The organism is Henriciella pelagia (genome assembly GCF_002088945.1).
Classification (GTDB): Bacteria; Pseudomonadota; Alphaproteobacteria; order Caulobacterales; family Hyphomonadaceae; genus Henriciella; species Henriciella pelagia.
In genome coordinates this window covers 162,583-183,496 of the sequence record NZ_NCSU01000006.1, presented here as the reverse complement: position 1 = coordinate 183,496, position 20,914 = coordinate 162,583, and the positions used below count along the sequence as shown (strand labels likewise).

General features: G+C 59.1%; 20 protein-coding genes. 6 read left to right on the top strand and 14 right to left on the bottom strand.

Features of this window, described 5'->3' with window-relative positions; genetic code table 11:
- Positions 1 to 49: 49 nt before the first annotated feature.
- The 3 genes from B8746_RS02030 to B8746_RS02020 form a co-directional block, all read right to left on the bottom strand.
- Positions 50 to 2,047 carry an acetyl-CoA carboxylase biotin carboxylase subunit gene (locus tag B8746_RS02030; RefSeq protein ID WP_084391559.1) on the bottom strand — a complete coding sequence of 666 codons (1,998 nt, stop codon included), beginning with the start codon at positions 2,045 to 2,047 and terminating at the stop codon, positions 50 to 52.
- Between the two features lie 135 nt (positions 2,048 to 2,182).
- Positions 2,183 to 3,175: a hypothetical protein gene (locus B8746_RS02025; protein WP_084391558.1), complete on the bottom strand. Its 993-nt coding sequence runs from the start codon at positions 3,173 to 3,175 to the stop codon at positions 2,183 to 2,185.
- A gap of 75 nt (positions 3,176 to 3,250) precedes the next feature.
- A complete protein-coding gene (locus tag B8746_RS02020) occupies positions 3,251 to 3,694 on the bottom strand; it encodes a BLUF domain-containing protein (RefSeq protein ID WP_233123831.1) in 444 nt (147 codons plus the stop codon).
- A gap of 235 nt (positions 3,695 to 3,929) precedes the next feature.
- On the opposite strand from B8746_RS02020, the gene B8746_RS02015 reads away from it, so the two are divergent.
- Positions 3,930 to 5,621, top strand: a complete 1,692-nt coding sequence (locus B8746_RS02015; RefSeq protein WP_084391557.1) for a class I adenylate-forming enzyme family protein — start codon at positions 3,930 to 3,932, stop codon at positions 5,619 to 5,621.
- A gap of 278 nt (positions 5,622 to 5,899) precedes the next feature.
- A complete protein-coding gene (locus tag B8746_RS02010) occupies positions 5,900 to 6,109 on the top strand; it encodes a cold-shock protein (RefSeq protein WP_084391556.1) in 210 nt (69 codons plus the stop codon).
- Between the two features lie 168 nt (positions 6,110 to 6,277).
- Here the strand turns inward: B8746_RS02010 and B8746_RS02005 are convergent, their stop codons facing one another.
- The gene (locus B8746_RS02005) at positions 6,278 to 6,667 is read right to left on the bottom strand and encodes a hypothetical protein (RefSeq protein ID WP_084391555.1); all 390 of its coding nucleotides are present in this window, start codon (positions 6,665 to 6,667) and stop codon (positions 6,278 to 6,280) included.
- An 812-nt stretch (positions 6,668 to 7,479) separates the two neighbouring features.
- On the opposite strand from B8746_RS02005, the gene B8746_RS01995 reads away from it, so the two are divergent.
- Entirely contained in the window at positions 7,480 to 10,269 is a 2,790-nt protein-coding gene (locus tag B8746_RS01995; RefSeq protein WP_084391553.1) for a TrlF family AAA-like ATPase, read from the top strand.
- Here B8746_RS01995 and B8746_RS01990 read toward each other — a convergent pair whose 3' ends face one another.
- From B8746_RS01990 to B8746_RS01955, 9 genes are all read right to left on the bottom strand, one after another.
- Positions 10,270 to 11,802: an acyl-CoA carboxylase subunit beta gene (locus B8746_RS01990; RefSeq protein ID WP_084391552.1), complete on the bottom strand. Its 1,533-nt coding sequence runs from the start codon at positions 11,800 to 11,802 to the stop codon at positions 10,270 to 10,272.
- Positions 11,803 to 11,953: 151 nt separating this feature from the next.
- Positions 11,954 to 12,517 (bottom strand): hypothetical protein, encoded by a 564-nt coding sequence (locus B8746_RS01985; protein ID WP_143434503.1) that lies wholly within the window; start codon positions 12,515 to 12,517, stop codon positions 11,954 to 11,956.
- 152 nt (positions 12,518 to 12,669) lie between these two features.
- Positions 12,670 to 13,305, bottom strand: a complete 636-nt coding sequence (locus B8746_RS01980) for a hypothetical protein (protein ID WP_084391550.1) — start codon at positions 13,303 to 13,305, stop codon at positions 12,670 to 12,672.
- 77 nt (positions 13,306 to 13,382) lie between these two features.
- Positions 13,383 to 14,108 (bottom strand): ATP12 family chaperone protein, encoded by a 726-nt coding sequence (locus B8746_RS01975; RefSeq protein ID WP_084391549.1) that lies wholly within the window; start codon positions 14,106 to 14,108, stop codon positions 13,383 to 13,385.
- 52 nt (positions 14,109 to 14,160) lie between these two features.
- Complete coding sequence (locus tag B8746_RS01970; RefSeq protein WP_143434502.1) at positions 14,161 to 14,604, bottom strand: hypothetical protein; 444 nt, start codon at positions 14,602 to 14,604, stop codon at positions 14,161 to 14,163.
- Between the two features lie 165 nt (positions 14,605 to 14,769).
- Positions 14,770 to 14,919 (bottom strand): hypothetical protein, encoded by a 150-nt coding sequence (locus tag B8746_RS17215; RefSeq protein ID WP_188657379.1) that lies wholly within the window; start codon positions 14,917 to 14,919, stop codon positions 14,770 to 14,772.
- 62 nt (positions 14,920 to 14,981) lie between these two features.
- A complete protein-coding gene (locus B8746_RS01965) occupies positions 14,982 to 15,656 on the bottom strand; it encodes an HAD-IA family hydrolase (protein ID WP_084391547.1) in 675 nt (224 codons plus the stop codon).
- A 226-nt stretch (positions 15,657 to 15,882) separates the two neighbouring features.
- Positions 15,883 to 16,878: an RluA family pseudouridine synthase gene (locus B8746_RS01960; protein ID WP_084391546.1), complete on the bottom strand. Its 996-nt coding sequence runs from the start codon at positions 16,876 to 16,878 to the stop codon at positions 15,883 to 15,885.
- Entirely contained in the window at positions 16,875 to 17,264 is a 390-nt protein-coding gene (locus B8746_RS01955) for a fluoride efflux transporter FluC (protein WP_084391669.1), read from the bottom strand. The genes B8746_RS01960 and B8746_RS01955 overlap by 4 nt, the downstream gene beginning before the upstream one ends.
- A 144-nt stretch (positions 17,265 to 17,408) precedes the next feature.
- On the opposite strand from B8746_RS01955, the gene B8746_RS01950 reads away from it, so the two are divergent.
- Genes B8746_RS01950 through B8746_RS01940 form a run of 3 tightly spaced genes read left to right on the top strand, consistent with a single transcriptional unit; the run spans position 17,409 to position 20,078 of the window.
- A complete protein-coding gene (locus B8746_RS01950) occupies positions 17,409 to 18,638 on the top strand; it encodes an FAD-dependent oxidoreductase (protein ID WP_233123829.1) in 1,230 nt (409 codons plus the stop codon).
- The gene (locus tag B8746_RS01945; protein WP_233123827.1) at positions 18,635 to 19,009 is read left to right on the top strand and encodes a nuclear transport factor 2 family protein; all 375 of its coding nucleotides are present in this window, start codon (positions 18,635 to 18,637) and stop codon (positions 19,007 to 19,009) included. The genes B8746_RS01950 and B8746_RS01945 overlap by 4 nt, the downstream gene beginning before the upstream one ends.
- On the top strand, positions 19,002 to 20,078 hold the full coding sequence (locus B8746_RS01940; RefSeq protein ID WP_158084512.1) for a phosphotransferase: 1,077 nt from the start codon (positions 19,002 to 19,004) through the stop codon (positions 20,076 to 20,078). The genes B8746_RS01945 and B8746_RS01940 overlap by 8 nt, the downstream gene beginning before the upstream one ends.
- 25 nt (positions 20,079 to 20,103) lie before the next feature.
- Here the strand turns inward: B8746_RS01940 and B8746_RS01935 are convergent, their stop codons facing one another.
- Complete coding sequence (locus B8746_RS01935) at positions 20,104 to 20,835, bottom strand: RluA family pseudouridine synthase (protein ID WP_084391666.1); 732 nt, start codon at positions 20,833 to 20,835, stop codon at positions 20,104 to 20,106.
- Between the last annotated feature and the right edge of the window lie 79 nt (positions 20,836 to 20,914).

Genomic DNA, 20,914 nt, shown 5'->3' with positions numbered 1-20,914 from the left:
CTGAACTGAACGTTCAGTCTAGATGAGTTTCTCGATTCGGCGAAACAGCCTATTCGAACTCGACCATGATCTCGTCCGCGGCGACGCTGTCGCCCGCGCCGACATTGATCGCCTTCACGACGCCGGTCGCCTCCGCACGGATGATGTTCTGCATCTTCATCGCCTCGACGATGCAGACCGCCTCACCCTCTTCCACAGTCTGGCCTATTTCCACGTCAACCGAGACGACCAGTCCCGGCATTGGAGAAATGATCAGCTTGGACGTATCCGGCTTCGGCTTTTCAGGCAGGCGCGCATGCAGGCTGGCCGTCAGAGGCGTGCAGACCAGCGCCCGCACCGCAACGCCGCGATGGCGGAAGACATAGCCTTCAGTCCTGTCGGAGAATTTGACGGCAAATGGCTCGCCATCAAGGTGCCCTTCAAAGAGATGCGTGCCGGGCCACCAGTCGGTGACGAGCGTATGGTCGGTGCCATCAATCGTTATTGTCGCTTCGCCGTCGCCAAGCTCAAGCTCGACATCCTGATGCTTGTCGCCAAGAATAACGACCCAGTCGCGGCGTTGCTCGCCAGGCTCGGTCATGCGGCCGGAAATCTGCTCGGCGCGGCGGGCAAAAAGCCCGTGCACATAAGCGGCAGACGCCGTCAGGATCAGCGTCTGGTAATCCGTCGCCGGAACGCCTTCAAAGCCGTCCGGAAACTCGTCCTTGATATAGGCTGTCGTGATGTCTCCGGAGCGGAACCGGGCCTCATCCATGACCGCGGCCACGAACGGGATATTGTCCTGAATACCTTCGATGTGGAAGCGGTCGAGCGCTGCAGCCTGAACGTTGAGCGCCTGGTCGCGGTCCTTGCCGTGCGTGATCAGCTTGGCGATCATCGGGTCATAGAACATCGAGATCTCATCGCCTTCGCGCACACCAGAATCGAGGCGTACCGTGCCGCCATTCAGCGGTCCTTCCACAGGCGGATGGAAACGCTTCAGGCGTCCGATGGATGGCAAGAACTTGCGGTAAGGGTCTTCGGCGTATACGCGGCTTTCGACCGCCCAGCCGTTGATCTTCAGGTCACTCTGCTTGATGCTCAGCGTCTCACCATAAGCGACGCGAAGCATCTGCTCGACGAGGTCGACACCCGAGATCATTTCCGTGACCGGGTGCTCCACCTGCAGACGGGTGTTCATTTCAAGGAAATAGAAGCTCTTGTCGACGCCGGACGCGACAAACTCGACCGTGCCGGCACTGTCATAGTTCACAGCCTTGGCCAGTGCGACGGCCTGTTCACCCATCTTCTTGCGGGTTGCCTCATCGAGCAGAGGGCTCGGCGCTTCCTCGATGACTTTCTGGTTGCGGCGCTGGATCGAGCATTCGCGCTCGAACAGGTAGATGCAGTTGCCGTGCTTGTCGCCCAACACCTGGATTTCGATGTGGCGTGGGTCGAGGATGAACTTCTCGATGAAGACGCGGTCATCGCCGAAGGAAGACTTGGCTTCGGCCTTCACAGCCGGAAAACCCTCTTCGACTTCCTTGTCATTGGAGGCGACTCGTATACCCTTGCCGCCGCCGCCCGCAGACGCCTTGATCATCACCGGATAGCCGATGTCCTTCGAGATCTTCACCGCTTCCTTGGTGCTCTCGATGAGCCCCATATGACCAGGCACAGTGGACACGCCAGCTTCGGCGGCAAGCTTCTTGGAACTGATCTTGTCGCCCATCGCCTCAATGGCGTGCGCATTCGGGCCGATGAAGACGATATTCTCTTTCTTCAAGCGCTCTGCGAAGGCCGGGTTCTCGGAAAGAAAGCCGAAGCCGGGGTGAACCGCTTCGGCGCCGGTCTGCTTCACCGCATCGACGATCTTGTCCATGACAAGATAGGACTCTGAAGCTGCGGAAGGGCCGATATGGACGGCCTCATCGGCCATCTCGACAGCCATGGAATCCGCGTCGGCATCGGAATAGACGACGACAGTTTTCACCCCAAGACGTTTACACGTCTTGATGACCCGCACGGCGATCTCGCCACGATTGGCGATCAGGATCTTCTTGAACAAACCTGCCCCCTGAAACAGCAGTTACACATTGACTGCAGTGGCTTATCGCCCACGGAACGCAATGTCTATGAGGTGACGTAGGGAAAGCGCGACCAAATGCTCCGGCTTTTCCGGCAAACAGGCCCGGTATCGCAATCAGGCCGCTTCGATCGATTTCGTTGCTTCCTGCAGGCCCTGGGCAAATCCAGGGGCTTCGCTCTTCAAAAGGTCGACCAGGGCGCGTTCAGCCGGACTGACCGTCTTGTCCCATCCGAGACGGCGCAGGAACCAGTTCTGCTCGTCATCAGTGACGACGGCGCCTTTTTTGTGGGCCGACTCCTTCGCCTTGTAGCGGGCGCGGGCCGCGGCTTCTTCATTGTAGCTGATCTTGTCGAACCAGGTGCCGCTCGTGAAGGCATTGACCATCCGGCCGAAAAAGCCGCTGACGCTGGTATTGGTATCCTTGAGCCAGGCTTCGCGCCGCAGCGCCTCGGCTTCGCTGACAGGGTCGGGATGCGCCGCAGCGACAAGGTGGTTGAGCACCGCTTTTGCAAACATGGTGTTCCAAACCATGGCATTTGGGGCATTGGCGACAGCGTCATTGGTCTGGAACAGGATCGTGGCCTCGTGCCGACTGACGAACAGGCTGCTTTCACCTGCGGGCGCAAACAGGATGCGGCGCATGCGCTCGGTCATTGCCTCATCAGCCACGCCATTCTTTATGATCCGCCGCGATATCGCTTCGAGGCAATAGCGCGAGAGCGATTCGGGCGCGCCGTCTGCGTATCGAAGCAAGGTCAGCATCAGGTCGATTTCGCTGGCAGTCTCGATATGGCCGTCGGCGCTCATCTGTGCGATCAGCCAGTCAGCTTCATCATCGGTGATCCAGCCTTCCGGCGCTTCGCGCGTGAGCAGGAAATCCTTGATCGCCTCAATGAAGCGTTCAACCCATACAGGATCGCGTTCGGCGAGCTGATTGTTCAGGCGAAACAGCGTCTCGGCTTCGTCTCGACTGACAATGCCATCCTTGTAAATCTCGTTAACGATGCGGCGAGCTTCGGCTTCGCTGATCTCGCCGATATGGGCGATGCGCGCCATCATCAGCTGCATCTCGTTTTCCATCGATTCCCCAAGAGCTGTATTCGTCATAATACGCGGTAGCCTTCCAGAAATCTGTTTCCAGAGCGTTAGCAGCGCAAAGTTAATGAAATCAGGCTGCCGGGCTCAGCGTATGCGGATGAATTTCGAGAACAGATACAAAAGGTCCCGCGGCATGTCGGCACTCAGCAAGGCATCAATGGAATCGTCATTGCGGATGACCATGGTCGAGGCACCGCCCTGATTGTCGACCCGATGATAGTTCATGCTCCACTCGGGAAAGGCCCGGCAGGACACAGGCTCACCGATAATCTGCGTTACACCGGTATGACGGTCGTCCTTTGTAATGCGGCGATAGATATCCTGCACCTCATCGCGAGCTCCCTCGAGCGCCTGCATGAAGGCCTTGCCATTATGCGCAAGGAAGCCGGTGATGTAGCGCTCGTCATTATTGCTCTGCGAGACGTTCAGAATGCTCTCAATATCTTGATCGGTGAGACTGTCGACAGCAGTGCTTACATAGACCAGACGGTACAACTCCTCCGGGTCTTCCTTCATCCTGCGGGTCATCCTGTTTCGCTCGTCCGATGCCCTGAATTTTCACAAATTTTCTCTTCTTTCAACATTGTACAAGTTTGGCGTGTGCAATCACCAGGATCATGCAATTAAGCGGCGCGAAGTCACAGCCTGCCGCCTGCTGCGAGGCACGCATTGGGTTGGTAAGGGACGGGTTTCCGCAAGGTTCGCCATTTCTCCCGGCGCGAGGATGTGTATGGTCGCAAAAAATCACCATACGGGGAGCAGGATGTACTACGCAGAACTGGCGAAAGCGCGAGACCAACTGACCGGACCTGGCGGCGACTTCGAAATTGTCGAGGCAAATGTGCTGGGAAACCGGATCCGGACATTCAAGAACGCACCGCCCAGTATTCGCGACGTCTGGCTCGCCACGCAGGAATTCTCGGACCGGGACTATCTCGTCTACGAAGATGAACGCCTCACCTATGGCGACGCGCATGCGCAGGTCGCAGCCATTGCGTCATGGCTGTTCGCGCAGGGCGTCCAGCCTGGCGACCGCGTCGCGATCTCGATGCGCAATTACCCGGAATGGATGCTGGTCTACTGGGCCTGTGTATCGGTGGGCATCACCGTAGTGGGCATGAATGCCTGGTGGACCGCCGAAGAGATGAGCTATGCGCTTGCCGATTCCGAGCCAAAGGTCTTCTTCCTCGACTCTGAACGCCTGGCCCGGGTTCGCGAAAAGCCTGCAATGGTCGACGGTGTCAAACTGGTCGGCGTCCGCCTCGACGAGACAACGGACAACATCACGCCCTGGTCTGACGTCATCGCCCATGGCGGCGCCCTGCCCGACGCAGAGGTCGATCCGGATTCGGACGCCTGCATCTTCTACACATCCGGCACGACCGGCTTTCCAAAGGGCGCGCAGCTCACCCATCGTGGCTGCATCGCGAATTTGATGAACTTGATGTATTCGCGCGTATCCTCGGCAGCGGCGGTCTTCATGGCCACCGGCGAAGCGCCTCCTGACCCGCCGCCCGTTCCGAATGGCCTGATCACGACCCCGCTCTTCCATGTGACCGCCAATAATTGCGGCGCCTATGCGGTCACGGCAGCAGGCGGCAAGATGGTCCTGATGTACCGCTGGGATGCCGGCGAAGCCCTGCGCATTATCGAGCGCGAAAAGATCACCTCGATGAGCGGCGTTCCGGTGATGGCCCGCGAAATCATCAACCATCCCGACTTCGACAAGACCGACACGTCCAGCCTGATGACGCTGGGCGGGGGCGGCGCGCAGGTCCCGCCAGACCTCGTACAGAAGATCGAGGACAAGGTCGCCACGGCTCGCCCGAATACCGGCTATGGCATGACAGAGACCTGCGGCATCATCACCTCGATCGCCGCAGACTTCTATGTCGACAAGCCTGACAGTGCCGGCCCCGCCATGCCGAATTTCGAGGTCAAGTGCGTCGACGACCTTGGCAATGAAGTGCCGCAGGGCGAGCTTGGCGAGCTCTGGGTCAAGGGCTCCTCCGTCATCAAGGGCTATCTCAACCGCCCCGACGCCACGGCCGAAGCCATCACCGATGGCTGGCTGCACACGGGCGACGTGGCCCGCATCGACGAGAACGGCTTCATCTATCTTGTCGACCGCAAGAAGGACATGGTCCTGCGCGGCGGGGAGAATGTGTACTGCGCCGAAGTCGAAGCCGGCATCTACCGGCATGATGCGGTGGCCGAGTGCTGCGTGTTTGGTGTGCCGGATGACCGGCTCGGCGAGGAAGTCGGCGTGGTCATCGTTCTGAAACCGGGCGAGACGCTGAGCGAGGCTGCCCTGCGCGAGCACTGCTCTGCCGTGATGGCCAAGCACAAGGTGCCGCGCTTCATCTGGTTCCAGGATGACCTCCTGCCCCGCAATGCAAGCGGCAAGTTCCTGAAGAAGGATCTGCGCCAGAAATTCGTTCCGGCCACCGCCTAGCCCGGCGGGCGTGACAGGGGCAGGCCTCTGGCCCTCGCGAAGGGGGCCCAGGCCTTGCCCGGCCCATGACAAATGCATCAGGGCAGTGGTTTCCCCTTGCACAAGTGCACGAAACCGTAGAGAGAAGCTGCTTCGACCCTTTCGCCGGACTATCAGGCCTTGTTTGCGGTTGCCCTGTGAAGGGGTCTGCTGCGCTCTCGACTTCGACCACTCCTAAAAAAGTTTCGACCCCCCTGCTCGCAATGTCGCGTGTGGGTAATGCTTATAGGAGTTCTTTCATGACCCCAGGCACCGTAAAATTCTTCAACGACCAAAAAGGTTTTGGTTTCATTCAGCCCGACCAGGGCGGCACTGACGTGTTCGTGCATGTGAGCGCGCTTGAGCGCTGCGGCATGCGTTCGCTCTCCGAAGGCCAGAAAGTGCAGTACAGCACGGCCATCGACCCGCGCAAAGGCAAGGAAGCCGTCGACCAGATCGAAGCGGCTTAAATCCAGCTTTAAAGGGCCGGGCTCGCTCGGCCCTTGCAGCATGAAGAACGCCAGTGGGTCTCCCGCTGGCGTTTTTTTTGTGCCCGCCCCTCGAAAAGACCTGAACGGGCGGCCGCAGAGTCGGGGGACTTGCGGCGTTCTCAGATTGGTTTCGAGAGGATGGGCGCGCTAGCCGGGGTCGAGCAGGAGCGGGCCGGTGGCAGGCCGATCATGGGCCGATACCAGGCCGATGTCTGGTTGATGGCAGGTCAGCGCCGGATGCGCCGTGCCCGAATTGTCTGAATGGGCCGAGGCGAGGCGTGTGAGATCGAGCCGGAGCCACGGCGCGCGCGGGGCATGCGCCGTCCAGTCGTTTTCTTGTGGCCGGTCGCCGGCGCTCTGCAGCCTGATGATGATGCGCCCGGTCTGCGTGACGCCAATGGCGAGAAGGCCGACCGGGTTCGCCGCCCGATAGGCGCGGCAATAGCGCTCGAACCACCAGACCTCCCAGAAGAAGACCGGCCAGTAGACAAGCGGCAGCTTGTCCAGAATGTCGAGAATCCAGGCGCGGGTCAGCATGGTGGGGAGTATGCGCCGGTCTGAAGGGGTGTGGGATGGATTCGATCTGTCAGGCGGTTCACCGTGGCCTGCCTGCCCCCGCGAAGGCTGGGGACCACAGTGTCCATCTCCCTCCGTATCAGCAAGGCGACAGGGCCGGAGATGGACCCTGGATCAGGTCCGGGGCGGCGCAGAATTGTTGGGTGTATGATTGCCGAAGATACCTGCGAAGGCAGGTATCCATGATCCGTTCTTTTGAAGGCAGCCCGTCGGCGAGATGGTTCGCCATGGACCCCTGCCTGCGCAGGGGTCTGCGGCAAACCTGACCGCCACTCTTTCCCGCGAAGGCCGGGATCTCGTGAGGAAAACGCTGCACTTAGATTGGCTGAGATCCCGGCCTTCGCCGGGATGAGCACATACTGAGAGGGCGCGTGTCCGATCTGGATTTGCCCGTCTTCGGAGCGCCCGAAAATCAGTCCAGTGGACTGATTTCAGCGCAGAAGGCCACGGCAGTGGCTCTGCGTGTCCGACCTGTTTCAGGCCCTCAAGGCCAGGCGGCCCTCATCCTGAGCTTGTCGAAGGACGCCGTGCCTGCGGCAGCCTTGACCGCCTGAACCAGATCGGAAGAGGCTTGCTATGGCCAAATGGCAGAATCTGCCATTTGGCGTGAGGGCAAACTAAATAGCGAGCCACAGCTGGTCCGGACTCCCCGGTCAGGCCGTAGGATGGAAGAGGTTATAAACGGGGCGCGAGAGACGGGGATGGAATTAGAGATTGTCAACACAGTCGAATTATTTCTTCTACCAAAGAGAGATAATTAGGAAGAAAGCAGAATGATAGATTACGCTGGCGCTCGCTTTTTTAAGTGCGATCTTCAAATGCAAACTCCAGCCGATGCTAAGCATTGGATGGGTGAAAAATATGACATGTCCGTGGACGCTCCGAAAGCAGCTGCCGAATATATCAGCCGCTGCTTGGCAGAGTCTTTGGAAGTTATTGCAATCACTGATCACAACTTTGCTTCAAAAGACTTCATTCCATTGCTCCGGAGGGAAGCATCATCTCAGGCGAAGGGCGCGCCTATAACAATATTTCCGGGATTTGAATTTACGGCGAATGTAGGTAAAGGAGTGCATGTTTTAGCGCTGTTCGATCCGGACAAAGATTTGAACGAGATCGATCACATTCTGACAGAGTGCGGCGTACCTAATCCGAGACAGTCGTCGTCTGGCGACCATCTGCCGTCGTCGAAACCACTCTCCGAAATATTGGACATCGTTCAAGGCAAGCACAAGGGGATTGTCATCCTACCCCATGTACAAAGCAACGATGGCATATTCGACAACAACAAGATCGCTGAATGGCTTCAAGCAGATGAGTTCAGGCGTGAGCAACTGTTGGCGGTCGAAATTCCAAAATCGGTTTCGAAGATGAGTCAAGGGTTTCAAAATTTGCTGAGTAATGGCCCTCTTTGCGATCCAGCTTGGAAGAGAGTTCGCCCTATAGCCAAGCTTATGTCTTCGGACTGCAAATCGATAAATCCGTCCGACAAAACTCCAAATCACATCGGTCACAGATTTTCTTGGATTAGGATGTCGAAGCCGTCGATTGAATCTCTGCGACAAGCATTTTTGGACGAGTCTTCTCGAATAAGAATTTCAGACGATCATGATAGCTGCCCTGATAAGTCGATTGGGCATCCGCACATAAGCAGCATTTCAGTAAAGGGCGCACAGTTTCTCTCTGATACGGCTATAAAGTTCTCTCCGCACCTAAATGCATTCATCGGCGGCAGAGGAACAGGAAAGTCAACTCTACTCGAATATCTACGTATTGCGCTTGGACGAACCTCTGAAGTCCCCGAAGCTCTCCGAGCCGATTTCGAGTCTCTGCAATCCACGCTACAAAATGGTGGCTCAGTATCAATAACTTACTGGACCGGCTCCGATTACGAACAAGACGAGTGGCAACTGGACTGCTTCAATGGAAGAGAGCCAACAGTAAATGGTGACGCCGAAGTCGGAAGATTGGACAGCTTCTTTCCCGCAAGAGTGTATAGCAGAAGCCAAATCGAAGAGATAGCTAACGATCCAAAACGCCAACGTGATATCCTCGACGACCTCAATGGCGCGGAACTGCAGAAATTGGAAGGTATAGAAAGGGAATTGGTATCCACGCTGCAGTCAAAGAATTCAGCGCTAAGTCAATACTCTGATCTTCAAAGAGAGCAAGCTGAGTTGCGCTCTCAAATTTTGACGCTGCAGGCAAGAATAAAAAAAGTCCAAGATAAGTCCGCAGCACTTGATGGTTGGCAGAATTGGGAACGAGAAAAGCGGCTGATCAGCCGATTTGAAGCACTTTTGGAAGAGCGCCTGGCGCAACTTTCCAGTGTTGCGGCGCAGCTACCACTTCAACTTCTAATAACTGACCTAGAGAGTCCTCAGAAGGACATAGTAGCCCGCGTGCAGGCTCAAATCCAAAAGATATCGGCAGAACTTAAGATCAATGTTGCCCAAGCAATTGACTCGGCGCGCACAAAGGCTGCGGCAGCGAAAGACGACACCGAACGGCAAAAATGGGAGGACGGACTCAAAAAGGCTGAAGAGCAGTACGAAACGGCTCTGGCAAGTTTGGAAGCAGATGGAGTGGATCCAAATGATCACAAACGGAATGTAGAACTGCTTGACAGCTTGCAGCAACGCCTAGCTGCCGTGTCCAAAAAACTAGAAGGAATCGACAAGCTTCGCACGGAAATCCGCGAATTGGTCACGAGCGAACTGGCCCAAGTATGGCGTGCTCAGTTCGAAGTTCGGGTTTCAGCCGCAAAGCAATTGAATGAAGCGGTACCACGAACCAATAGCGGCGCTCCAACCGTCAAATGCGAGGTCTTGAAGCATGGAGACCTAGGTTCGTTCCTGAATCAAATGAAGCACATCCCACAAGACAATAGAAGAGTCAGCAAAGAAGACTGGCGACTAGTATTGGAGGCGGCTTTTTCCAAAGGGCTCACCGACGACTTGCCGCCTGTGCTAATTTTGGAAGAGTGGATCAACCAATATTCTAAGGGCCAATCTAACATTCCCGGTTTCCCCAGTGACGTGTCCAGAAAGAAACTAGAAACTATCGCCGATTGGATGCCAGAAGAAGTGATCAACACGTGCCTATTCACGCGAATTCCCGACGCAGTCACAGTGGCACTTCATCGAAGAGAAGATGGGAAAAAGGTAGGAGAGCTACGCGGTCGTAACCTATCAGCAGGGCAGAAATCGACGACTGTGTTGTCAATGATACTCGCCGCGGGGTCTGAGCCGGTGTTAATCGATCAACCCGAAGACGACTTGGACAATGAATTTGTTTACGAACAACTCGTGCCTCTGCTCAGAGAGCGAAAAGAAGAACGGCAAATCATAGTTGTGTCACACAACGCCAACATCCCAGTTAATGGAGATGCCGAGCTAATTATTCCTCTCGAAGTCGCCAATAGTCGAGGCGCGATTAAGACGCTCAAAGGCATCCCTTGCATCGGCGCATTGGACAGGTCGGAAACGCGAGATTCCGTTGAACTCATACTCGAAGGTAGTGCTGACGCATTTAGAAGGAGAAGAGAGAAATACGGCTTCTGATTAAAGCGGAATATTATCGTGCTTTTTCCAGGGGTTTTCGAGTTCCTTGGTGCGGAGGGTTCTGAGCGCCTTGATGACGCGCTTGCGGGTTGAGTGCGGCATGATGATGTCGTCGATATAGCCCTTTTTCGCGGCCACATAGGGGTTCGCGAAATTGTCCTCATACATCTTGGTGTGCTCGGCGATCTTCTTCTCGTCGCCAATATCCTTGCGGAAGATGATCTCGACCGCGCCCTTGGCGCCCATCACGGCGATCTCTGCCGTCGGCCAGGCATAGTTCACATCGCCGCGCAGGTGCTTGGAGCTCATCACGTCATAAGCGCCGCCATAGGCCTTGCGCGTGATGACGGTGACCTTCGGCACGGTCGCTTCGGCATAGGCAAAGAGAAGCTTGGCGCCATGCTTGATGAGGCCGCCATATTCCTGCTTGGTGCCCGGCATGAAGCCCGGCACGTCCACGAAGGTGACGATCGGGATGTTGAAACAGTCGCAGAAGCGGACAAAGCGGGCCGCCTTGCGGGAGCTGTCAATGTCGAGCACGCCGGCGAGCGTCATTGGCTGGTTGGCGACCACACCAACGGTCGAGCCTTCCATACGGCCAAAGCCGCAGATGATGTTCGCGCCGAAATCCGGGCTGATCTCGAAGAAGTCGCCCTCGTCCACCGTCTTCTCGATCAGCTCCTTCATATCGTAAGGCGTGTTCGGATTGGCGGGGATGAGCGAGTCGAGGCTTGGCTCGATCCGCTCCGGGTCATCAAAGCTTGGGCGCACCGGCGCGGCATCGCGGTTGGAGAGCGGCAGGAAGTCGATCAGCCGGCGCATCTGGATAAGCGTCTCGATATCATTCTCGAAGGCGCCATCGACCACGCCGGACTTCTTGGCGTGCACGGACGCGCCGCCAAGGGTCTCGTGGGTAACTTCCTCATTGGTAACGGTCTTCACGACATCCGGGCCGGTCACATACATGTAGGAGGTGTCCTTCACCATGAAGATGAAGTCTGTCATGGCCGGGGAGTAGACGTCACCGCCGGCGCACGGGCCCATGATCACGGAGATCTGCGGAATGACGCCGGAGGAGAGGACATTCTCCATGAAGATGTCGGCATAGCCGGCGAGCGAATCGACGCCCTCCTGGATGCGTGCGCCGCCTGCGTCAAAGATGCCGATGACCGGTGCACCATTCTTTGCGGCCATCTTCTGGATCTTCACGATCTTTTCCGACTGTGCCTTGGACAGCGAGCCGCCGAAGACGGTGAAATCCTTGGAGAAGACATAGACGAGGCGGCCATTGACCGTGCCCCAACCCGTCACCACGCCGTCGCCCGGGATACGCTGTTCTTCCATGCCGAAATCATTGGAGCGGTGCTCCACGAACATGTCGGTTTCCTCGAAACTGCCTTCATCGAGCAGCATGGTGACGCGTTCGCGCGCCGTCAGCTTGCCCTTTTCATGCTGGCGCTCGATCCGCTTCTTGCCGCCGCCAAGGCGAGCCTCTTCACGCTTTGCCTCAAGGGCTTCGATGACGTCCTTCATGCCGCTCTACTCCATCAGTCCGTGTACCGTCGCATGTGTTACGCATGGCGGGCGCTCTAGGCAAGCAGAAGGGCAGGCTTCCCTTAGGAAACCTGCCCTCTGGCGTGTTCCGGCCTGCTTTTTTGTCAGGTGATCGGCCCTGAAGGCGCGGCTAGCTTCCGGGGCGACCGCCGCGAAGGCCACGGTCATAGCGATGATGCCAGTCATCGTAGCGATAGTCGTCATGGCCGCGGTGGTAGCCGTGACCACGGCCCGGCTGCGGAATGCCGGAGATGGACTCGATCCGGCCACGGCGGACAATGCAGGTCACATCGCGCTCAAACTCGCGCCGACGGCCTTCGAACTCGACATCGTCCAGCCGCACCTGGAAGGCATAGCGGCCAATCTGGCGGGTGCGGATATCATCGTCGACATCGACATCGCGGAAGCCGGCGCGATAACCGGCACGGTTGACGGCGCGCACGCACATCTGGCGGGCTTCCCGGCGCATCTGGCGGACTTCCCACGGGGCCTGTCCGTAGCGCGAGCGATTATGATAGCGCCCATCGCGGTCACGCCAGCGATCATGCCCCACCGAAACGTAGAGCGATGCATCGCCAAGATTCACCGAAACGGCCGGGCTGGCCGCAGCGTGTCTGCCCGGTGCGTCCGCGAGCGCCGGGGCCGCGAAGAGTGGAGTTGCCGCCAAAGCCAGCGCCGCCACTCGGGGGGTCATGATGCGTTTCATCATGGCTGCAGGAAAACACAGGCCGCCTCAACCCGGCCTGACCGGCCCATTCGGGTTCGGTTCAGGAAGGTGTCGCTGGTTTGTCAGGGCCCTGGAGGCCGCGCAGGAGGGGGACGTCACCGCCCTGCACGGCCCGGTTTTCAGGCGCAGCCTTCAACATAGCTGACGGCCGGTTCGACGCCGTAGCGCCAGGCGCGGACAGTGCCATCCTCGCCTTCTTCGAAGATGCCGAACACGCCATCGCCCAGTTCGACTTTCAGGACTTCGATGTCGGCATTGTACTTGTTGGGGGTACGGCTGGTGGTGTCATAAAGCGCCTCGACCTCATCCAGCGGCATGCCGACAGCCGCGCCAGCATTGCTGGACACGCTCGCGTCACGGATATCAATGCGCTGCATGGTGCCTTCGGCGATCATGAAGAGGACATTGTAATTGTCCTCGCCGGTGCGCAGGTAATAGCAGGACGTGTTCTCCGTCATGTCGCCGATGAGCTCTCCCTCATAGGCGTCGCGGACTTCAGTCTCTGTCATGCCGAAAGTGACATTGCAGAAGCCGTCGGCGGACATGACCGTGCAGTCAGCGTTGGACGGTGTTGCACTTGTCTCGGCCGGCTCCTCGGGCAGGACCGGGGCTGCGCCATCGGCCGGCACGCGAGGTGCAGACTCTTCGATGGTCGGCGGTGGAACCTCTGCTGCGCGCTCATCAGTGTCGGGGCCGCCGCAGGCGCTGAGCGCGATAAGAGCAGCGGGAATGCAGGTCAGAACTCGGTTTTTCATGAGGATACCTCCTGTCGCTAAACGCTGATCGCGCAAAGCGGTTCATCGGTATCGCAAATTAAATTGGCGCTGGCGTGTCAGCGAAGGGACCGGAAGAAGGCGCCGAGCGCTTCGGCGTCGCGGCGGCGGGCCCTGGCCGCCTCGGCGGCTTCTTCATCCTCGCCCCATTGTTCGATCTGCCAGTCTTCATCGATGCGCGAGAGGTCAAAGGCGGTGCCAGCATCGACCTCACCTTCCAGGACCGCATAGGCCAGGACGCACGAGCCGTAGAGCCCGCAGGCCCAGGCAAGCCCGGTCAGCGTCAGGTCATCGCGCGACAGGGCATGGTCATGCGCCGCCTGCAGCGATGCTTGCGGCTGCGGCGATGCGATGATGCCTTCGACCGGCACCAGCACGATATCGAGCTTTTTTCCGGCCCATTCGCGCAGCGGCCGCCAGCCAGCTTCCTGACGCTCGCGCAAGCCTGCGGGGCTGTCGGCGAGATGGCAAACCAGATCGGTCTCGGCATATTTCGCGACTTCGGCGGCGAGCTCTTCGCGTGCAGCGGGCGTGCGGTCCAGCGCGACGTTGACCAGCCGGGTAAGAGGCATGGTGGCGGGGTCGATATGGTCGCCCTGCCCGGCCCATTCCTTCGCGACCAGGCCGGCCAGCGCGTCGTTCGGCAGGACGAGATCCTGCTTGGCCGGCGTTTTCAGCGGTCGCCCGTCCAGTTCGACGCGCCAGCCGCCTTCGACAGCGGCTGCGCCCGCGGACTTGTAGAATTTCTTTGGAAGGCCGGCGGCCCGGTCAGGTGCAGGTGTCATGGCCTGCTTCCTGACACGGGCCGGACGGAAATGAAACGGGACTTGTCAGAATTCAGCCGGATGTTGCCTGCGTGGCCTCTGCAAAACTCGTCCGGTCGAGGCGCATCGTATCGATAACGGTGCGGCTTTCGCGGTCCATCAATGCGATGGTCCGGCCGATCCTCACGGTCTTGAGGGCGTCGGGCTTGCGCGGCATGTTGAGCGAAGCGCGCCATTCGAGAGCCAGCGGATACATGGTGTCGGGAAAGCGTTCGCCCTTCACAATATTGTTCTCGAGGCTGGACGATGAAAAGCACAGGCCGTGATCGGCAAAGCCGACCTCGCAGGTCTGGTCCCCATAAGTGAAATTGCGATCAAAAGCGGCATAGTCAGCTTCGGTGAACCGCGTTTCCATCGGATTGGTGTTCGGGCTGGACCAGGCTGAAAGTGACAGGACCCCTCCGCCGGCTGCAGCGATTGCCATGCCCGCCAGTAGATGATCAATGCCGAATTTCATGTGAGTGCCCTTGCTGTCAATGAATGTTGCCCAAGCAACGCAGCCGGGATGAAAGCGATCCATGGAAACTGCATTTAACATCATGAAAACAGCACATTGGACCAGAATCGCGAAGGGCCGCCCCTATCCGGGACGGCCCTTCTGAAACTTCTGTCGGGCGGCTATCTAGTCGACCGAATCTTCGACATCATCTGCCGCTTCATCCATTTCTTCACCGGCTTCTTCCAGTGGACCATCATTGCTGTCACAGGCGGCGAGTGCGGACGTGCCAACAGCACCCATTGCGAACAGCAGTGCGAGAAGTGGTTTTTTCATTGAGGTTCCCCTTGTTTGCCTTGGTAACCGCGTGACTAACGCTGCACCTGCGAAGGGGTTCCCTATTTTTCTGAACTGGCGAAGGCGAACTGATCCAGGCCAGCATTCAGGCTGGCAAAATCATGGTGGATTTCATGCGCGCCGACGGCTTCCAGTTCGCTCGCCTCGCCAAATCCCCAACTGACACCGATTGTGTGAATGCCGGCATTGCGCCCCATTGCAATGTCGTGGATCGCATCGCCGATAATCAGAGACTGGTGGGCGTCCGCGCCCAGGGCATTCATGGCCTGCTCGACCATGAAAGGGTGTGGTTTGCCCGGGCCGTCATCGGCGCACCAGATCGTATCGAAATACTGTTCCAGCGGATGCATCTCGAAGATCGCGCGGATACCGCGATGGGACTTGCCCGTCGCCATGGCGATCAGCCAGTTGTCATTTGCGAGACGCTCCAGCGTTTCCATCGCGCCGTCATAGAGCGGCTCCTTGAAGTCCTCCTCCTGGCGGCGGAGGACGAATGCTTCCTTGTAGGCAAGCGAGAGGCCCGGAATGTCGTGATAATCCGGCGCAAGCGTCTGGCAGACTTCTTCAAGGCCAAGTCCGATGGTCTTGCGGAGGTCGTCATAGTGCGGCTCTGGCAGGCCGCACGCCTCGAAGGCGCGGCACATGGCCGTACGGATGACATCCCGGCTGTCGACTATGGTACCGTCCATGTCCCAGATGGCGAGCTTGAAGGTCATGCGGGGGTCTTCCAATGATTCTCTCGAGCGAGCCTAATTATCAAAGTTTCGAGACTGCTCAAAAATACTTTAAGTACAGAATGATAGAGTGCCCCCTTCGACCGCTTCGCGGCCACTTCCCCCGCAGGCGGGGGAAGACGGCGACTGTCATCTGCGTCTTGATATCCTCCCCCGTTGACGGGGGAGGTGCCGGCAGGCGGAGGGGGACGCCGGGTGGTGCTCACTCTCAGAGAAACAACTCAAACGGGTCGTTTCCGGCTTCTTCCTCAAGGAAGCCGAGCGTCTTGAACGTCTCTTTCATATGACCTGACAAAGGCGCCTTCAGGAGCAGCGGCTTCTTGTTCGGGCGCGGGATGAGGAGGGCACGGGCATGCAGGTGCAGGCCGGAGGCGACGCCCTGCGGAATCTCGCGCCGGGTCACGTATTTGTCGTCGCCGAGAATGGACGTGCCGATTTCGTGCATGTGAAAGCGCAGCTGGTGCATGCGGCCCGTCTGCGGGCGCAGCGCGACCCATGCAGCCTTCTGGGCAGCCTGTGAAACAGTGACGTAATCGGTGACGGCGTGGCGGGCACCTTCGTCATTTTGCGCGCACTGGACCATGCGTTCGCGGCCTTCCGGTCCCTGCCCCTTGGTCATCCAGCAGCGGACCTGACCGGCTGGCGGCTTCGGCGCACCGACGGTGACGGCCCAGTAGGCCTTCTCCATGTCGCGCGAGCGGAAGAGTTCGCCGAGACGCGCAGCCGATGCCGGGTGACGGGCGATGAGAAGCAGGCCCGATGTTTCCTTGTCGAGCCGGTGGACCAGTTTCGGGCGATATTCGCCGTCCGAGAGAATGTCCAGCATGCCGTCGATATGGCGCCCGCCCTGCTTGGTGCCGCCCTGGACGGCGATGCCTGCAGGCTTGTTCAGCGCGAACATGTCATCATCCTCATAGATGACCATTTCCCGCATGAACTGCTCATCGCGCGAGGACGCCTTGCCGGGCTTGTAGGCTTTCTTTTCTTCCGCGGTGGGCTGGTGGACAGGTGGCAGGCGCACAACCATACCGGCCTCAAGGCGCGTATTGGCCTTGGCGCGGCTGCCATCGACACGGATCTGGCCGGAGCGAAGCAGCTTTTCGAGCTGGCCCTGCGTGACCTGAAGACGGCGCTTCACCCAGCGGTCGAGGCGAACGCCTTCTTCCTTCGGGCTGACGGTTTCGTTGATGACTTGCTGGTTCATGCGAGGACTTTCCGCATGATCAACATGCCGGTGAGAACGAGAGCGAGACCAAGGATGACCGAGAGGCCCGCATAGGCAATCGCCCGGGTCCAGTCATCCTTCTGGACATATTCGGCAATCTCCAGGGAGAAGGCCGAGAAAGTGGTGAAGCCGCCGAGCAGGCCGGTGGCCAGGAAAAGACGCGTGCCTTGCCCGCCGCCGAGCCCCTCGCCCTTGAAGGCAAGGAAGCCGATCAGCAGGCCCATAAGGAGACTGCCCAGCAGGTTTACAAAGAAGGTGGCCCAGGGCCAGCCGCCAAGACCGAAGCGCACAGCTGCGAGCCCCGCGCCATGACGCAGGCTTGCGCCGAGCGCGCCACCGAGAGCCACATAGACAAATCCGTTCATGGGCGGGCTTTTACGTCGATTGCGGGCGAAACGATAGTCCACACACTCAGGGAAGCTGACGCGGCGTCGTGGCTTGCCAGCCTCGTCGCTGCCGGTACGCTCCCTTTCACATCATGCCCGCCAAGAGGCGTGAGGGAGGAAAAATTGAGCTACGACCTGATCATCATCGGAGGTGGGATTGGCGGCTCTGCCCTGGCGGCGACCATGGCGAAGGCCGGACACTCCGTGCTGCTGCTCGAAAAGTCCGAAACCTATGAAGACCGTGTGCGCGGGGAATGGATTGCGCCTTGGGGTGTTGTCGAGACAAAGACGCTCGGCCTGTATGACCTGCTCTGCCAGGCGGGCGGCCATCACATTCGTCAGCACGTTACATATGATGAAAGCTATGACCCGGCGACCGCCGAGGCGACGGCCCTGCCTCTGGAAATCTTCGCTGAAGGCGTGCCAGGCCCGCTCGCCATCGGACATCCGCATCACTGTCAGACGCTGTTTGACGAAGCTGTCCGCAATGGCGCGGAGGCCCTGCGCGGCGTCAATGTCACCGACATAAAGCTGGGGCGTGCACCCGCTGTCACCTATGAAGTGGGCGGTGAAACCTACACGGCCCGCGCGCCGCTCATCGTCGGCGCGGAAGGCCGCCAGTCGCCGGTTCGCAAGGCAGCCGACATCAAGCTGCATCAGGACAAGCCGCATCACTGGTTCGCCGGGCTTCTCGTTGAAGGGGTCAGAGGCTGGATCGACACGAAACAGGCCATCGGCACGGAAGGCAATTTCGGCTTTCTCGCCTTCCCTCAGGGCGGTGACCGCGTCCGCGTCTATGGTGGTTATGCGCTGGAAGAAAAAGGCCGGTTTGCCGGCGAGGACGGCGCACTGAAGTTCCTGGAAGCGTTCCGCATGAATTGCGCCCCCGGCAATGAGGCGATTGCGGAGGGAACGCCGGCCGGGCCGCTGTTTTCCTATTTCAACAATGACAGCTGGACCGATGAACCGTTTGCGGAAGGTTGCGTGCTGATCGGCGATGCGGCTGGCTGGAATGATCCGATCAATGGGCTCGGCCTTTCAATCACCTATCGCGATGTGCGCATGGTGTCGGATATCCTGAAGGCGACGCCAAAGAGCCGACGGCCTGACTTCACCGCCTATGCCGAAGAACGCGCCGAACGCATGCGCCGTCTTCGCTTTGCCGGCCAGCTGCAGGCGGCCCTCGATATGGAGTTTGACGAGACGGCCCGCGCCCGCCGCAAGCGATACCATGAGCGCAAGGCGCTGGACCCGACGCTCGGTATTCATGGCGCGGCGATCATGGGCGGGCCGGAAACGGTTCCCGCCGACATGTTTACCGAAGAACACAGGCAAAAGGTGTTGAACGGATGAGCCCGATGGATTGCGAACGCTTCAATGCAGACTGGCTGAAAGCCTGGAGCGACAAGGATGTCGAACGGCTTGTCGGCTTCTATGCCCCGGACTGCGTCTATAAGGACCCGCAGACGACCGAAGGCCTGAATGGCCGGGACGCTCTGCGCACCTATCTTGAAGGCCTGTTCGGCTCGACGCCGCCGATGACCTACACACCGGAGACAGTCTGGGCGATCAATGGCGGGTTCTGCGGCCGCTGGTATTGCGACATTGGCGAGAATGGCGAAGGCGGCCGGATGCGCGGCTTTGATCTCGTCATCCTGAAAGACGGCCTGATCGCGCACAATGAAGTCTATGTTCATCCCCTCGGAGAGCTCGCCAATGCCTGACATTCGAGAATGGAGAGACATTGATGCGGACTGGCTGACCGCTGCCCTGCAGAGCGGGGGCGTTGAGGCCAGGGTCCGCGCCTTCGAGGCCGGCCAGGTCGGCACCGGCCAGATTGGCGACTGCGTGCGCTTCAAGCTGGACTATGAACGCGCCGGGCCCGATGCGCCAAAGACGCTTGTCGGAAAGTTCCCGTCCGACGGCGCGGAGAGCCGCGCGACCGGCATCCAGCTGATGAACTATTATCGGGAAGTGAAGTTCTACCAGCTGCTCCAGCCGCAGGCCCGCATCTCGACGCCGCGCTGCTATTTCACCGACCTTGATGAAGAGACGCACGATTTTGTGCTGATCATGGGCGATCTTGCGCCGGCCGAACAGGGCGACCAGCTTGCCGGGACAAGCCTCGAAGCAACTCGCCTCGTCCTGAAGGAAGCGGCCAAGCTGCATTCGGCTTTCTGGGAGGATGAGACACTGGACCGGTATCATTGGGTATCGGGCACGACGAATGCGCCCAACCCGATTTCACCGGAGCTGGTCGCCGGTCTCTGGGATGGATTCAAGGCCCGCTATGGCGCACGCGTAGCGGGCCAGGCAAGGCAGATCGGCGATGCGATGAGCCGCAATCTCGAAGCCAATGAAACGATCCGGACCGGCCAGCGCTGCCTCATCCATTCCGACTTCCGGCCGGACAACATGCTGTTCGACCTGTCGAACACTGAAAAGCCTGTGACCGTCGTCGACTGGCAGAGTTTCGGCTACGGGCCGGGCGGCGCCGATGTCGGCTATTTCATTGCCGGTGCGATTGACCCGGCAACGCGAAGAGAGCACGAATCTGCCCTGCTCGACCTTTACCTTGAAAATCTCGATGCGCTTGGAGTCAGCACTTATTCGCGGGGTGACTTCACCCGTCACTATGTTTCTGGCGCCTACCAGCATTTCCTGACCGCCTTTTTCGCCGCCATGGTCGTCACCCAGACAGAACGCGGCGACAACATGTTCTTCCGTATGCTGAACGGTGCCGTCGATCTCATTGCCGATCATGATGCCGTCGACTGGTTCGCAGCGGCCTGATGTTTGTGACCCCGGCAGCCGATCGCTAGGTTCGGAGGCCAAGCCCGCTGGCCTTTGCCAGAAAATCATCCGAAAGCGGCGCTTCAAGGCTGAGGCGGCTGCCATTGGGGTGCTCGATGTCGAGCCTGGCGGCGTGCAGCATCAACCGGTCGGCGGAAAGCTTGCCAGTGCCATAGATCCGGTCGCCCAGAATAGGACAGCCGAGAATGGCCATGTGCGCCCTGATCTGATGCATGCGGCCCGTCTCCGGTCTTGCCTCGATGAGGGCGTAATTACCGGACCTTGAAAGAATGCTCCAGGCGGTTGTCGCCGACTGGGCTCCTGCTTCACCCGCCCTCGCCGCGATCATTTTTTCGCGCCCGCCCCTGTCTGAGGGAACTTTTTTCAGTGGCGTCGAGAGGACCCCGGCGTTGTCGGCGGGAACGTCGCCGGACACGATGGCGAGATAGGTCTTTTCGGTCGTACGGCTGGCGAACTGTTCGGAGAGGTGCGCGGCGGCAGGCTTGGTCCGTGCGACCACGAGAACACCGGAGGTGCCGGAATCGATCCGGTGGACGAGTTTCGGGCGCTTGCCATTGGATTTAGCAAACGCCCAGAGCAGGAAATCAAGCGACTGGCCGCGCCCGCCCGCTGTCTGGACCGGCAGGCCAGACGGCTTGTTGAAGGCCAGCACCTGGTCATCTTCGTGAATGAGCAGCGAGCGGATGAAAGCCGCATCATCAGGTTTGATAGTCGGAATGGGTCGATTGCGCGTCACGCCTGCCACCTACCTGCTCTCTACCCGTCACGCAAAAGAAAAGGGCGGCCCAAGGACCGCCCTTCCCGATTTCAGTTTC